The sequence below is a fragment of the Desulfitobacterium dehalogenans ATCC 51507 genome (assembly GCF_000243155.2).
In the GTDB taxonomy this organism is placed as follows: Bacteria; Bacillota; Desulfitobacteriia; order Desulfitobacteriales; family Desulfitobacteriaceae; genus Desulfitobacterium; species Desulfitobacterium dehalogenans.
In genome coordinates this window covers 707,227-721,143 of the sequence record NC_018017.1, presented here as the reverse complement: position 1 = coordinate 721,143, position 13,917 = coordinate 707,227, and the positions used below count along the sequence as shown (strand labels likewise).

The 13,917-nt window shown below is 44.9% G+C and carries 15 protein-coding genes and 1 tRNA gene; 9 read left to right on the top strand and 7 right to left on the bottom strand.

The features are described from left to right. Positions 1-222 precede the first annotated feature (222 nt). The 5 genes from DESDE_RS03375 to DESDE_RS03355 all read left to right on the top strand — a co-directional run bounded on the left by DESDE_RS03375 (position 223) and on the right by DESDE_RS03355 (position 4,761). Entirely contained in the window at positions 223-1,275 is a 1,053-nt protein-coding gene (locus DESDE_RS03375; RefSeq protein WP_014792632.1) for a glycosyltransferase family protein, read from the top strand. A gap of 69 nt (positions 1,276-1,344) precedes the next feature. Then, positions 1,345-1,998: a hypothetical protein gene (locus DESDE_RS03370; RefSeq protein ID WP_014792631.1), complete on the top strand. Its 654-nt coding sequence runs from the start codon at positions 1,345-1,347 to the stop codon at positions 1,996-1,998. 81 nt (positions 1,999-2,079) lie between these two features. Beyond that, entirely contained in the window at positions 2,080-3,561 is a 1,482-nt protein-coding gene (locus DESDE_RS03365; RefSeq protein ID WP_242831320.1) for a hypothetical protein, read from the top strand. Between the two features lie 8 nt (positions 3,562-3,569). Then, positions 3,570-3,749 (top strand): hypothetical protein, encoded by a 180-nt coding sequence (locus DESDE_RS03360; protein WP_242831319.1) that lies wholly within the window; start codon positions 3,570-3,572, stop codon positions 3,747-3,749. A 1-nt stretch (position 3,750) separates the two neighbouring features. Continuing rightward, on the top strand, positions 3,751-4,761 hold the full coding sequence (locus tag DESDE_RS03355; RefSeq protein ID WP_014792628.1) for a glycosyltransferase family 4 protein: 1,011 nt from the start codon (positions 3,751-3,753) through the stop codon (positions 4,759-4,761). 111 nt (positions 4,762-4,872) lie between these two features. On the opposite strand, the gene DESDE_RS03350 is transcribed toward DESDE_RS03355, so the two are convergent. The 3 genes from DESDE_RS03350 to DESDE_RS03340 all read right to left on the bottom strand — a co-directional run bounded on the left by DESDE_RS03350 (position 4,873) and on the right by DESDE_RS03340 (position 7,691). Continuing rightward, complete coding sequence (locus DESDE_RS03350) at positions 4,873-5,634, bottom strand: peptidoglycan recognition protein family protein (RefSeq protein ID WP_014792627.1); 762 nt, start codon at positions 5,632-5,634, stop codon at positions 4,873-4,875. 149 nt (positions 5,635-5,783) lie between these two features. Continuing rightward, positions 5,784-6,095 carry a hypothetical protein gene (locus tag DESDE_RS03345; RefSeq protein WP_014792626.1) on the bottom strand — a complete coding sequence of 104 codons (312 nt, stop codon included), beginning with the start codon at positions 6,093-6,095 and terminating at the stop codon, positions 5,784-5,786. A 312-nt stretch (positions 6,096-6,407) separates the two neighbouring features. Beyond that, positions 6,408-7,691: a CapA family protein gene (locus DESDE_RS03340; protein ID WP_014792625.1), complete on the bottom strand. Its 1,284-nt coding sequence runs from the start codon at positions 7,689-7,691 to the stop codon at positions 6,408-6,410. Positions 7,692-7,936: 245 nt separating this feature from the next. Here DESDE_RS03340 and DESDE_RS03335 point away from each other — a divergent pair, with 245 nt between their 5' ends. Together DESDE_RS03335 and DESDE_RS03330 are read left to right on the top strand one after the other, a co-directional pair. Next, entirely contained in the window at positions 7,937-8,317 is a 381-nt protein-coding gene (locus DESDE_RS03335; protein ID WP_014792624.1) for an RrF2 family transcriptional regulator, read from the top strand. Between the two features lie 26 nt (positions 8,318-8,343). Next, positions 8,344-9,549, top strand: a complete 1,206-nt coding sequence (locus tag DESDE_RS03330) for an MFS transporter (RefSeq protein ID WP_014792623.1) — start codon at positions 8,344-8,346, stop codon at positions 9,547-9,549. Between the two features lie 10 nt (positions 9,550-9,559). On the opposite strand, the gene DESDE_RS03325 is transcribed toward DESDE_RS03330, so the two are convergent. From DESDE_RS03325 to DESDE_RS03315, 3 genes are all read right to left on the bottom strand, one after another. Then, positions 9,560-10,228: a hypothetical protein gene (locus DESDE_RS03325; protein WP_014792622.1), complete on the bottom strand. Its 669-nt coding sequence runs from the start codon at positions 10,226-10,228 to the stop codon at positions 9,560-9,562. Between the two features lie 206 nt (positions 10,229-10,434). Further along, on the bottom strand, positions 10,435-11,268 hold the full coding sequence (locus DESDE_RS03320) for a prohibitin family protein (protein ID WP_014792621.1): 834 nt from the start codon (positions 11,266-11,268) through the stop codon (positions 10,435-10,437). 199 nt (positions 11,269-11,467) lie between these two features. Beyond that, positions 11,468-11,543 (bottom strand) — tRNA-Thr (locus DESDE_RS03315). A 145-nt stretch (positions 11,544-11,688) separates the two neighbouring features. Between DESDE_RS03315 and DESDE_RS03310 the strand changes: the two genes are divergently transcribed. Together DESDE_RS03310 and DESDE_RS03305 are read left to right on the top strand one after the other, a co-directional pair. Continuing rightward, positions 11,689-12,963, top strand: a complete 1,275-nt coding sequence (locus DESDE_RS03310; protein WP_014792620.1) for a [Fe-Fe] hydrogenase large subunit C-terminal domain-containing protein — start codon at positions 11,689-11,691, stop codon at positions 12,961-12,963. 167 nt (positions 12,964-13,130) lie between these two features. Further along, a complete protein-coding gene (locus DESDE_RS03305) occupies positions 13,131-13,595 on the top strand; it encodes a DsrE/DsrF/DrsH-like family protein (RefSeq protein WP_041917330.1) in 465 nt (154 codons plus the stop codon). Positions 13,596-13,780: 185 nt separating this feature from the next. On the opposite strand, the gene DESDE_RS22665 is transcribed toward DESDE_RS03305, so the two are convergent. Then, entirely contained in the window at positions 13,781-13,903 is a 123-nt protein-coding gene (locus DESDE_RS22665) for a hypothetical protein (protein WP_014792618.1), read from the bottom strand. Positions 13,904-13,917: the final 14 nt, after the last annotated feature.

Genomic DNA, 13,917 nt, shown 5'->3' with positions numbered 1-13,917 from the left:
GAGATCAGAGATAAACTCTGATCAGGGTGAAGTATCTTAATCCGTAACCTAAACCTCTCTTAGAATTAGTTAAGGCGTGACCTCAATGGTTACGCCTTCCTTATTTTTTACATAGTCTATAGCAAGTTAGTTCTGGAACCAAGCAGTTCATCTCCGTGTTCCGAGCTAATAGCCACAGAGTGGGGCAAGAAACCGCTCCCCTGTATCAAAGGAGGTGAAAGAATGCCGACCATTATTTATCCGCGGACTTTGCCTTGGAGTTGGATGGTTCAGCGCCCGCAACAACTTATGCGGGAGCTTTCTTACTTAGGGTATACCATCTTTTATGAAGACCGCGGGGCTTTTCCTCAGCCCCAGGTCAAAAAACTCTGGGATTCCTTCTATCTCTGTCAAGGAATCTCGCCTTTGGCACTGGCTCATCCTCGACCCCGTATTCTTTGGCTGACTTTTCCCCAACATCTCCATCTCATTGATACTTATCGGCCGGATGCGGTGATTTTTGATTGCTCCGATGAAGCCAAGGAGGAGTTCGCTGCCTGGGGGCCCTACATAAAACCTTTACTCACCCAAGCTAAACTGGTTTTTGCTTCCTCCCAGAGCCTTTATGATCAATTGGCACCACAGCATCCTGAGGTAACCCTACTGCGCAACGGGGTAGATTTTTCTCATTTTTGTACACCCCAAAAACGTCCTCTTGATCTACCGACAGGGCAGCCCGTTATTGGCTACAGCGGAGCCATCGCTCCTTGGCTGGATTGGGATCTGATGAAGGAGGTAATTGAAAGTTGTCCCGATTTTCATTTTATTTTTCTCGGTGCTTTGATGATGCTCAAGCGCTTTCCTTTAGAGGGACCCAATATAAGCTATCTCGGCTTAAAATCTTATGACAGCCTTCCCGGTTATCTCCACCGCTTTAATGTCAGTCTCATTCCCTTTAAGCTGACACCTATGACCATAGGCTGTAATCCCATTAAGCTATACGAATATGCTGCAGCCGGTTTACCCACTATAGCTACTCCTTTGCCGGAGCTTATAAGAGCCCAAAAAGTCATTCAGAGCCTTAGTGCCGAGGACTCTGAGCGACATCGGGAAGATTACTGTCCTGGTCTTAACCTAGCTACCACTGCAGAAGCTTTCTCCCAACACATTGAGGAAGCCCTGCTTAAGAGCACCGATCAAGAGGCCTTACAGGCCTTCGCCCTGCAAAACACCTGGCAAAAGCGAGCTGTAGAAATTCATAATAAAATCCTTAAGCAAGGGCTCTACACAGGCTAATCCTGTAACATTTGGGGTAAAACTTGAATAGAATACCCCGAAAATACAAAAAAGGAGGGAAAACAACTCATGGCTGACCTCTATCCATATGACCCCTATCGCGAAAGAGTATGCATAATTGTCGAGAAAGTCTTTTTCAGCTGCCAACAGAGAGAGTGTTTTCCAAACTTCCCAATTGACTTGCCTGATTTCGGCGGCCCGTTCACTTATGTGGACATGACTTTCCAAAATGGGGTCATCCTTCCCGAGAGTATCGTTATTACCCCTATTCCCAGCCGTCCAAATTTTGCCCGGGCTCAATTCACCGTGCGCATCTGCTTCACCGCCACTGTAAGAAATGCTGCCGGGCAGCTCCTCACTGTTGCAGGCTGTCTGCCGGACATCTTCAAGGACATCGTAATTTACTATCCGCCTACCCGTCCTGAGTTCGATTTCAACCTAAGGGTTGAAACTCGCAGCGAGCTCCTGGCTCCAGCCATCATATCTGGGGACGATTTAATCATCACTGTAGGGTCTTTCGTTATTGCGAAGCTAACCGGATTTGTGCAGCTGGCCATTGACGCTTTTGGGTATTGCCCAGAGCCTCCTTTCAGCGAAGAGTTCCCCACCGAAGAGCCTCGCATCGACTTCTTGAATCCAAATCTCACTCCATTCCCAACGGATTTCTTCCCTCCACTACTCCCCAGTCCCGTTCCCGGCCCTGTGTATGTGAATCTCACCTAAGCTTACACTCTTATCAACTGTTCTTAATGTCTGTAAATGCTAGGGCTGTCATTAGGCAGCCCTAGTCCAACATCATAGGAGGTGTGCCTATTGCCTTCATATACTTCCCCATCCCAATCCTGCCTTTTACTTAATGAGGGTACTTCTTACTTATTAGAGATGCGCAGTGATGGATTAACCTTATCTTCTTCCGATAGTCATCCATTGTTTGAGTTAAAGGAATCCATTCTTCTTGCTCAGGGAACTCTTGATGATGCCCAGCAGATTCATCTCGCCTACATAAAAGCTTCCGGTGATTTTTGTTACTCTGTTATCCTTCCTACCGGACATCATCAAACCATGTCCCTGGGTAGACTGGATATTCGGACCCAGCGTTTTGATCGTCTACTCCTCTTTCCCGCGGGTAAGGAAATTCATATCTTCTATGCCAGTTCGCATTATGGACTTCCCGATGTCTGGCGCATCACCCATCTCTTCTGGAACGGTCAGACCTGGAAATCCGCCCTGCTGGGAGAAGTAGTTCATCCTCGCTATCCTTTGTATCATGTGCTCATGGATTCCCGCTCCAATCTTCATGTTCTCATGATGACCTTTCTAGGAAGTCGCTCCGTTTTGCTGGCCAGTATGTTTAATGGGACCTTTTATCTCTGGTCTAAACGTCAGGAGGTCCTTACTATCCCCCGTGAAGTAGTGGACATGACGGCGGTTATTACCCCTCAGGATGAAGGGCATCTTTTCTGGGCAGCCAAACAACCGGCCAGTGATCGCTTTGAAATCGGTCACGGAATCCAAAGTAAATTGAATGACTTTAAGAGTACCTGGCGAATCGATGCCCCACCGGCAACCAATCTTGAAGGCCCCTTGAAGGGGTTGGGAGCTATTGAATCCCAGGGTATTCTCAATCTTTTAGTAAACATTAACCAAGCTGTACTGTTTCAGGTCCAAGAGAGGAGCTGGAAGCCTGTCTTAGCCCATTCCGGTGACTTTTTCTCCCTGCACATCGCTCAGAAAGCTGAGAGAACAACCACCTATACTCATTGGCTGGGCATAGCCGGTCAAGAAGCCCCTTTATTTGCCCAGGAACTGTCCCTGGTCAGGACCTCCTCTCTCAATGGGACTCCTCAGGTTTCTGTTCATCAGGACAATAGCCTGCAAGTTGCTCCCCATGGAAAGAACCTTCCTCAGACCACGACGGATGGAATCGATGCTCAAGCTATCTCTGGACAAGGCAACTCTCTAGCTTGTACCGCCCAAGCCCCTCCCCCTACCACCTCTGAGCAGACCAACCCCCAGGAAACATCTAATGATAGCTCCTCTTCTCGCCATTTAAGCCTTATCTTCAGTGATCTGAAAGAGAGTACCACACACATCACCAGTAACCTGGAATACTTAAGTGAAAAAGTGAACTCCCTTCCCGAGGTACTGGAACTCCTCAAGGAGCTTAAAACTAAAAACGATCAGACCCTTAACACTCTACAACAGCTGGAAACTCAAGTCCATCACATACAAACACAAAGAGAAGTGGCTGCAAAGAAAGGATTTTGGCAGCGATGGTTAACATAAACAGCCTAATGAAATACGGGGATGTACTGAAGCAATATCCCCAGTTGAAGCCTCTTTTTCGCAGACTGGGTATCCCCGTCTCCGGCTGCGGCATCTATTATTTACTGGACATGACTTTGGAACATCTGGCCCAGCGCTATAATCTGGCTACAGAAACCTTGCTCAAAGCCTTGAAAAGGGGATATTAGTGTGAAAGTTCTTTTTCAAGTCCGTCAGGATTATCGCAAAAACCCAGCGGGAGATACCATTCAGCTTCTAGCCACAGCTCAAGCCTTAAGAAACCTTGGGATACAGGTCTTTTTATCCCTTAATCCTAAGGTCCAGCTTGAAGAATATGACTTGGTTCATATTTTTAATGTCACTCGAGTGGTGGATGCCTCTATGTTTTTAGAAAATGCCAAAAAGCAGAATAAACCCATTGTGGCATCCCCCATATATTGGAACATGGCGCCTTACTTAGAAAAAGTAGAAATAAATTCGGCAGCTTTAAAGCAATGGGAATCCTATCAGCCTTGGCGCTGTCAATTGCTGCAGGATTGTGATCTGCTCCTTCCTAACGGCCAAGCGGAAATGGAGCAGATTCAAGGAGACTTCCAGGTCACAACACCTTATAAGGTGATTCCCAATGGGTTTCCTCTTGAGTATCTTGGCATTGACGAAACTTATTTCCGAGAGCAATGCCCGGGACTTCCGGAAGAATTCGTTCTCTCGGTAGCCCGTATTTCATCCCGTAAGAATCAAAAATGGCTGGCCCAATGCTGTCAGGAGCTAGGGCTTACTCTTGTCCTGGCAGGCCCTATTAATGAACCGAAGTATTTTGAGGAAGTACAAGCTTATCCCAATGTGGTTTACCTGGGCACCATACAAGGTCGGTTGCTGGCCTCTGCTTATGCTACAGCCAAGGTTCATGCTATACCCAGTTGGTTCGAGACACCGGGGTTATCCAGCTTAGAGGCGGCAGCCTGCGGTGCTGTGGTCCTTTCCACGGATCAAGGGTGTACCAAGGAGTATTTTCTGGATAAGGCTGTCTATATAGACCCCTTTGAAGAAAAAAGCCTGACTCCTGCCTTAGAAAAGGCCTTGACCTTCTCGCCGGAGCCTTTAACGCAACATATTCAGAATCATTATTCTTGGTCCAGAATTGGAGAAATGACCTTGGCGGCCTATAAGCATGTACTGGAGGGCTTCTATTCCAAATAGTCTATGAGGGTAAATCAATATGTATAATAAAGTAAAAAGACGGGACTTAAGCTGTAAAAGTCTCGTCTTTTATGATTTTAAGGAAAAATACTACTCTGGTTTGTTTCCAGCTTATACTCTTCCGGTCCGGATAAAATCCAGTACTTTCTGCCAGGTTCCATAACGATCAGTTCCTGAAATCAGAATGGCCCTCTCCAAGGGTTTAGTGCTTCCACCGACCACATATATTTTCTTAGCCGAATCCAGATACCCTTTGCTTAGAAGATCCAAGTAAAGAATGGGAGCCTGAAGATAATCCGCCAAGTATCCAGCTGCCCTCTCATCCGCTCCCCGACCCACCAAGATTAGATGCTCCACTTTGTCATCTCCTCCTACATTGCTGTTGTGTAGTCCATCGATTTCTCCCTCTAAAGCCATGATCATGTCCTCCCAGGTATAGCCGTAGGCCTTCAGATAATCGATGGGATCCGTATGATTGCTTTCTCGATAGGTAAGGGATATATCTCGATGTGAGAGGACATTGCTTGTTGCCCATCCGTAGCGGACACAGGCGTCAGCCACCAGCCAAAGGGTCCGTTTCCAGACTTCCTGGAATTTTTGGGGCTCATGTTCACGGGGTTCGCTCATTTCCACGGACAGAAAACGATGGTTGGCCGTATACCCGGCATGCCAGGCCACTTCATTTTCTGGAATGGCACGAATGATCTCAGTCCAATCCACAAAATAGTGGGCAGAGGCAGCTCGGTGCTGGCTGTTGAAATAGTTAAATTCATTTTGGGCCGTAGCCCCAGGAGTCGCTGTGGAGTGAATCACGAAGCCCTGGGGCCGCAGAGACTCTTGAGGTCGATTATTGACCAGGATTTGGTCTTTCACTTCGTATCCCGTAATAATCCCTCCATTTCTTGGTATTCTTTTCCTTCTTTAGCTCTTAGCACATCCCTTAGCATACTCTCTACTACTTATCTCCTAATTTTCACTGCTTCTTTAATCTATACTCCGTTTATTCTATGATCCAATATGCATTATGGTCCGTTTCTCTGTTTGACATTAAAGTGATGGAAAAAGTCATGGGCGAAATTAGCACCCTTACCGACCACTAAACCAGTGATAATGACCCCCACATACCCATCTTTAGTCTGAATTCCAATTAAGCTTAGGGCATTGATTTGGGTTTCATAGGCAAGAAGAATCCCTATACTCAAGCTAATCAATTCTAAGGTAAGGGGGCGAATTTTATCAGGTAGAAAGGGAATCGCGCTGACAATCGTCTTAAAGAGGTCCACAACCTTCTCTACCACGACAGCTAAAAGCACAACCAAACTTAAGGCATCCATTTCTGACCCCCCTTAAAAACCATAAATATCCCTCCACTCTAACTATATTCGAGCCTTTTCTTTTAGGTTCGTGGGGTTACCTGGAAAATAGTGTCCCATACTGCAGCCTCCATACATCAGTGATGCCGTAAAGAGGCATTGAAGTTGATAGTAATAGAAAAACGGGCCTATCCTAGTAAGATACACCCGTTTTGGCGCCAGCCGAGGCCATGCTTGCCTCTACTGAACCTTAGACAAAGCCTATGAAAATAGCATCGCCGCCTATGTTAAAAAATAGTTTGCGACACTCCATATATAATCCGTCTTACTCTTTCAAGGGGTTAGTTGATTTAAACGCTCCTGAGTGGTTTTCAGAACATTTTCAAGGAGGGGCAGATCATTGCCGGTAAAGACTTCCTCTTCATTGTCCTTAATTTTTTCGATGGTTTTTTCTACGGGGATGACGCGGAATTGCTGCCTGCCCCCTCTAGTATAACTGTGGGAGTACGTCGGAATTAGCTCCACTTCCTCCAATACGGTGGTTAGGGATACCACAGTATCGGAGACCCCTTTTGACGCAGTACCTGAAGTCTCTTTTGAAGCAAAGTTTTCCGACTTGCCGGGTTGAATTATTTTTTCAATGTTGAATTTTAACCGAAGAATGACACCGCTGTTGCGCTCCTGACCCCTTTGGTCCCCGATAAAGTTCCCAATGGAATAGGCCACAAATTTCTTTTTACCATCAATACTGAAGTATTCCACCGGCTGAATCACGTGAGGATGGCTTCCTACGATGGCATCTGCACCCGCTGTCAAAAATTCTTGAGCAAGGGTCCGTTGTTCTTCAGTGGGCTTTGTACTGTATTCCACTCCCCAATGAAGTACAAGGATTAGCAAATCTACTTGAGAGCGCAATTGATGGATATCTTGGAGAATCCGCTCTTTTTCCAGCATGTTAATAAAATACTGGTGCTCTGAAGGGAGGCTTAAACCGTTGGTTCCATAAGTATAGGCCAAATAGCCCACCTTAATGCCGCGGATATCCTTAATGAAATAACCAGAATCCTCTGGACCTTTACGAATACCCAAAACATCCAGTCCTGCTTTTTCGAGGACATCTACAGTCCTGACTGCCCCTTGGTATCCTTGATCAAGAATATGATTATTGGCTGTGACCACCCCATCCACTCCGTAGGATTTCAGGTGATCTGCGATGCCATCCGGGCTGTTAAATAGAGGATACCCGGTGTAACCTTTCTCTGGACCAGCCAGGGCTGCCTCCAGATTAGTGGTACAATAATCTCCCTCCTCCATCAAATCTCTTACTGCTCCAAAGAAATTAAAAGCATAGGAGCCATCCGGCTGGCCCCCTGACCAGATCAGGGTGTTGTGCATGAGTATATCCCCTAAAGCGGTTAGGGTAATGGTCTCCTTCTGGGTTATGAGCTCAGATTTCGGTTCGGGTACAGGAATGGGAGCAAACTCATTTTGACCCGTTCGCTCAGTCGATCCAATGGGATTCGATTGATCCTGGCAACCCGTTAGGAATAGAGATAGGAAGATAAGTAAAAAGAGCATCATAGTAAAAGGAGCTTTCGGCGAGGGATATTTTATCATGGGAGCCTCCACATTGAAGTAATTCTTTTTCCTTGTTCACGACTATCTTTGTGAACCGCTTTTCTAGATATTCGCTTCCTATTCTCTTATGTCCTCCTATACTTTGGTCTTCAGCTATTTTTTCAATTCGCCGCGAAGCGTCAGATCCGGAATTCAGGTTTACCTTAGATAGAGAAATCATTGACGTAAATATTACTTAAGGATATCATAGATACATATACTCTATAATTAAGGAGGTCTTTTTAGTGAAGTACTCGAGAGCGACAGATTATGCTCTTCACACAGTCTTGTTTCTTGCCAGGAGTGAATCAGAAAAAAAACTGGGGGTTCAGGAATTAGCTGAAAAGCAAAATGTTTCATCTACCTACTTATCGAAAATACTTAATAAGTTAGTTAAGGAAGGTATGATTCATTCTTCACCAGGAGTCAATGGAGGGTATTCCCTAAGTCCCCGCTGGGAGGAGATCACCTTTTTGGATATTATCCAAGCCATAGAGGGTAAATCCTCTTTGTTTGACTGTTGCTTGAACTCGAACCCTGAATGCTCAATAAAAAAAGTTATGCTTGCAGCGGAAAAGAATATGGAAGAGGAATTACGAAATAAAAAAATATCAGATCTTGTTTAGATACTGATGAAAAAGGGGTTATTTTTATGGCCATTACAATAAAACAACCTATTCAAAAACAGCCTGTTCAATACTCTAAAATCGGCGTGTTATCTCTAGCCCATATGCTCAATGATCTCTACAGCAATTTTCTTCCCCAGATGCTTCCCTTTCTGATTATTTTATATCCCGGCTTCACGGCTACTCAAGCGGCGATTCTCGTATCTTCCTTTACCATTTCTTCCTCTTTGGTTCAACCCTTTATCGGCTATTATCTGGATCGCCGCGGCAAGCGTTGGTTTGTCTATGTAGGAACCCTATGGATGGGCATATTGCTCAGCTTGACAGGGGTTGTTCATGAGAATTATATCCTTCTGGTTACTTTAGCTACTCTGGCCGGCCTTGGTACGGCGGCCTTTCATCCCCAGGCTTCTACCATGGTCAATATTCTCAGCGGAGATTATAAAGCGGTTTTACTTTCCGCGTTCATTGCCTTTGGTAATTTTGGTTTTGCCCTTGGCCCTCTGCTCTTAGTGCCCTTATTTGAAGCCCATGGGTTACAGGGAACCCTCTACATGGTGATTCCCGGCGTGATGGTATCCTTGCTGCTCCTATTCTTTGCTCCCCGAGTCAATGTCTCTCCCGAAAACCCTCCTGAGTTTTCCGCTCTGGTGGTTTCTCTGAAAGCCGCTGCAAAGGAACTAAGCGCTATCGTCGGAGTCATCGCCATACGTTCTTTAGCTTATACAGGAATGCTCACCATGCTACCTTTGTATTTTAAATCCCAGAATTTATCCAATATCGCGGCCAGCCACCTGGTAACCATTATGCTTGCCTCTGGAGCGGTGGGTGGAATTATCGGCGGTTTTATTTCCGATCGATTTGGCCGGAAGCCTTTAATCGTAGGATCCCTCCTTCTGACTACACCTTTGTTCTTTGCCTTCCTCTACACAGAGGGAACCTTAAGCACTGTCTTCCTGGCCTTAGCAGGGGCTTCTTTGCTCTCGAGCTTTTCTGTGACCGTGGTCGCGGCTCAAGAGGTTATTCCCAATAATAAAGCCATGGCAGCAGGTTTAACTTTAGGCTTCGCCGGAGGAATCGGGGGCCTTGCGGTGGTTCTGATCGGCCGCATCGCCGATCTTTGGGGGCTTCAAGCGGCTATTTCCACCCTCTTTGTCCTGCCCCTTGTCGCCGGTCTGATGGCGCTATTTATGAAAAGCCGTCCTGCGGCACGGGTGCAGCGGAGTGCTTAGTCATTAAATTTTAAAAATAAGATTGGCGATGAATATTACTCTTCTGCTTCTCCAGTGATTTTTCATAAACCCATTTTTGGAGCCCGCCTGTTGATGAAATGGCAAGTTCGGCAAACTCATCAGCCTTTTTATAATCTTGTTCTCTATAGGCAGCTTCTGCTTCAAGTGCATATTGTAGATGTTTATGCTTAATCTGGGCTTTATAAGTCTCGAATTCCTCAAATTTCCTGTTAAGTAAAGCAATTAAAGCCAGGTTATAATACCGGATATTTCTGTCTTTAATCTCTTGAGCGGTTGCTTCGGCTTCTCTCAGGAGATTTTTTTCTATTTGCACTGTGGCCGTGAGAGCGATTTTAGCTTGCTTGTAGAAAGAGCTGAGCCTTGCCAATTGGATCTCTGCTTCTTGATAATCTTTTTCTATTAGTGAAAGCAATAGGGCATAGTAGGGATGTTTCCTCTTCCGCTGAACATATTTGTCCACTAAATTTATGTTCTTCGTATAGATAGCAATGTAGAGATAGAATGCCACACCACAAATCACCAAAATTACGTAGAGATACAGTAACAACGGTATCAAATTGATTTCTAATCCGAAATAATCTTCCGAGATAGCTATCACTACCCCAAGTACTATTCCCAGTAAAATAAAAGATGAATAATATACTACTCTCCTATTCATTTATTAAACCCACTTTCAGTTAATTGTCTCCCAACTTAACTAGCATGTATAATCTTGACTAATAAACTGCTTTCAATCCCTGCTCCCGAAAAACCCTTTCCTATCGACTTTAGCCATAGAAAAAAGCCTGCACCCTTGCAGGCTTGAAGATCATAAAGGGTCGATGGCAGGGCTCGAAGGTTGCAAGTCTTTGATTGAAACTTTTATTAACCGTTATTGACGTCAATAAAAGGGACTGCACCACCGGTAACATTGGGAAGTTTACCATCCCATTTTTCAATGGCTTTAATCTTGGCTTCAATTTCCCTTAGTTTTACAAGTTCAGGAGTAACTTCTTGCTTTTGGAGTCGTAGAGATTCTGCTTCAGCTTTTGCCTGCTCTACTTTTTGCTTGGCCTCGATTTCAATTCTTTGCAGATCAAGATTAGCTTTTAAAGCTTGCTGCTCAGCAATTTGTTTTTGTTCAATTGCGTTATTGAATTCCTGACTAAATTTGAATTCAGTTATATTGATTTCGTCTAGAACCGCATAGTAAGTTGCTAATTTTGAAGAGAGAGTCTCTTTGATCTTGGCACTAACTTCTGAACGTTTGGAGATCAGCTCTTCAGCAGTATATTGGGCTGTGATTGCTTTGACTGCTTCACCGATGGCTGGATCGACAATTCGTTCTCCATAAGATAATCCGACGTTTTGATAGAGCTTATTCACTTGATTAGGGTCAAGGTGAAAGTTAACCGCAACGGTTGTCGTGACAATTTGCAGGTCTTTTGAAGCGGCTGTTTGCTCGGATTGGGATTTTTGGACACGCACTTCTACAGGGATTACGTCTTGAACGAAGGGAATCTTAAAATGTAATCCTTCTGTCAAGACGACTGGGCGAACAGCCCCTAATTGCAGAACAATACCTCTTTGGCCTGCGTTCACGATGACAAAGGCGTCCAGTGCCAGGATAACAAGAAATACAATCACAATGCCAAAGGCAATGAAGTTTTTGCCCATTTTCATTTTAGGAACCATATTGACAACTTTTTCAGAATCCAATTCATATCCTCCCTTTTAATTTAATTGTGATACAGATGCTTCTCCTTAACTATACCTTATGACAATAATAAAAATCTATCTTTTCTTGCTCAGCAAGAGGGAAATTATAACAAAAGACCATTTCTTAAAACCAATAATTCAGCCTGCATCAAGCAGAATTCATAGGCTTTAAGAAATGGTCTTAATCATTTTTAAGAAATGGAGCCGATGGCAGGACTCGAACCTGTAACCTGCTGATTACAAATCAGCTGCTCTACCAATTGAGCTACATCGGCTTGTCTTGCGACAAAATCTATAATAGCATAAGGCAAAAACTTTTTCAACACCAAAATAAACAAAAAAACAAAAGATAATAATCTCAGATGATTTCCCAAAGCAGGTTAGGGGCATACTAATTTTGCTTAAAAGGGAGGGCACATGATGAGCAATCTAACCTATGAAGAAATATTCGGCCGTCTGGTCAAAGCCTCTTATCAGGGAAAGCTCCAGGAGGAAATCGATTCCCTGGAATCCTCCGGAGATGAGCATACCAAGCAGTATGTCCAATATGCTTTAGGTAAAGGTGATCCGGATAAGGTCGTCTTCCAGATTAAATCCTGCAATAGAGGGTGTTCTGAAGAGGATCATAATTGCGAAGCCTCCTGTCTCTTTAATGCAGTAGTCCGGGATATGGAAGGTAATGTGATCATTCAGGACCGGAACTGCACCCATTGCGGAGAATGCATCGAGACCTGCTCTTTAGACAGTTTAGTGGATAAAAAGGAGTTTATTCCTCTGGTGGAAATCCTCCAGTCTAAGGAGATCCCTGTCTTTGCTATGGTAGCTCCGGCGATTATCGGGCAATTTGGTGGTGATGTGGCCATGGGGCAACTTCGTGCTGCTCTGAAGCATCTCGGCTTTTATGGGATGATTGAGGTAGCACTTTTTGCTGATGTTCTGAGCTTAAAGGAAGCCTTGGAATTTGACAAGCACGTTCAAACGGATAAGGATTTTGTCCTTACCAGTTGTTGCTGCCCAATCTGGGTAGGGATGGTAAAAAGGGTCTATGATACCCTGGTTCCTCATATCTCTCCCTCGGTATCCCCTATGGTAGCCTGTGGGAGGAGTATTAAACGCCTGCATCCCGATGCCAAAACGGTCTTTATCGGTCCTTGCATTGCCAAAAAAGCTGAAGCCAAGGAACCGGACATTCGAGACGCGGTGGATGCTGTATTGACTTTTCACGAGCTTAAGCAAATTTTTGAGGCCACGGATATTGATCCCTCAGAGATGGAGGATATACCCAGTGAACACTCCTCCACCAGCGGTAGGATCTATGCCCGCACTGGCGGAGTCTCCAAATCTATCTCCGATACATTAAACCGTATTCGGCCGGATAAGCCGGTGAAGATTAAATCCATTCAAGCTAATGGAGTTAAAGAATGCAAGGCCCTCCTCAATGATATTATGAACAACGAGATTAAGGCAAACTTCTATGAGGGCATGGGCTGCCCCGGCGGCTGTGTGGGAGGACCCAAGGCTATACTGAATGCAGAGAAGGGCACTGAGTTTGTAAACAAGTACGGAGCAGAGGCAGACGCCCATACTCCCGCGGATAATCAGCATGTACTGGAACTGCTTAAGCAATTAGGTATAGATAGTGTAGAGGAGCTTTTAGGAGGAGAGTCCGCGGCAATTTTCCAACGGGATTTCTAAATTAATTTCAGATGGGGGCTGATACCATGGATACCCAACAGCAGGCGACGATTAAACAAGCCTCGGTAATTGAGTTAAAACCGAATACAACAAACATACACTCTGAGAAAGACATATGCCCGGAGAAAAATATAAGTCCGGGAAAGCAAACTACAAAGAATAAGAAGATGACCCTGCTCATGTTCAGCGGTGAGTATGATAAAGCCTTGGCAGGTTTGATTCTGGCTAATTCAGGGCGGGAGATGGGTATGGATGTGACTATGTTCTTTGCCTTTTGGGGGCTTTGTCTAGTACGAGATCCTGAAAAAATGACGCTGGAAGACAAATCCCTCTATGAGCAGATGTTTGGCATGGTTACTCCTAAGGGAATCGAGGATTTGCCTCTTTCACGCATGAACATGGCCGGCTTAGGAAAGGCTATGCTCAAAGAAATGATGGAAGATGAGGATACGCCACCCCTTACCGCGTTTCTCAATGGGGCAAGAAAAAAAGGGGTGCAATTCTATGGTTGTAAGCTCTCTGTGGACGTAATGGGCTTTAAAAAGGAGGAATTGCTCCCGGAAGTGCAAATTATAACCGCTGCGGATTTTCTACAAGAGGCGATGGAGTCTCAAATACAGTTATTTATATAGAGTTATTGTTTACCAGGTTTAGGGTCATCAAGTATTTTAAAGGCTGAGAAAATTCCTCAGCCTTCGTTTTTTATGTAACTTAAGCAAAAAGCTGCTGACTATACAATGTCAACAGCCTCTGTATGCCCTGGCGTCATCCGACAGGATCGTGGTTCTGTTTAGCTTTCTTGCCTTAATGAACTGCCTTAAATAACAAGAGCAGTAAGCAGAAGGGTCCCCAGGCCCACTTCGCCGTATCCACTATAGCCCCCTACGGAGTATTGATATCCCGTATATCCGCTACTCCGAAAAAGTCGATTTCTATACATAGATCAAACCTCCT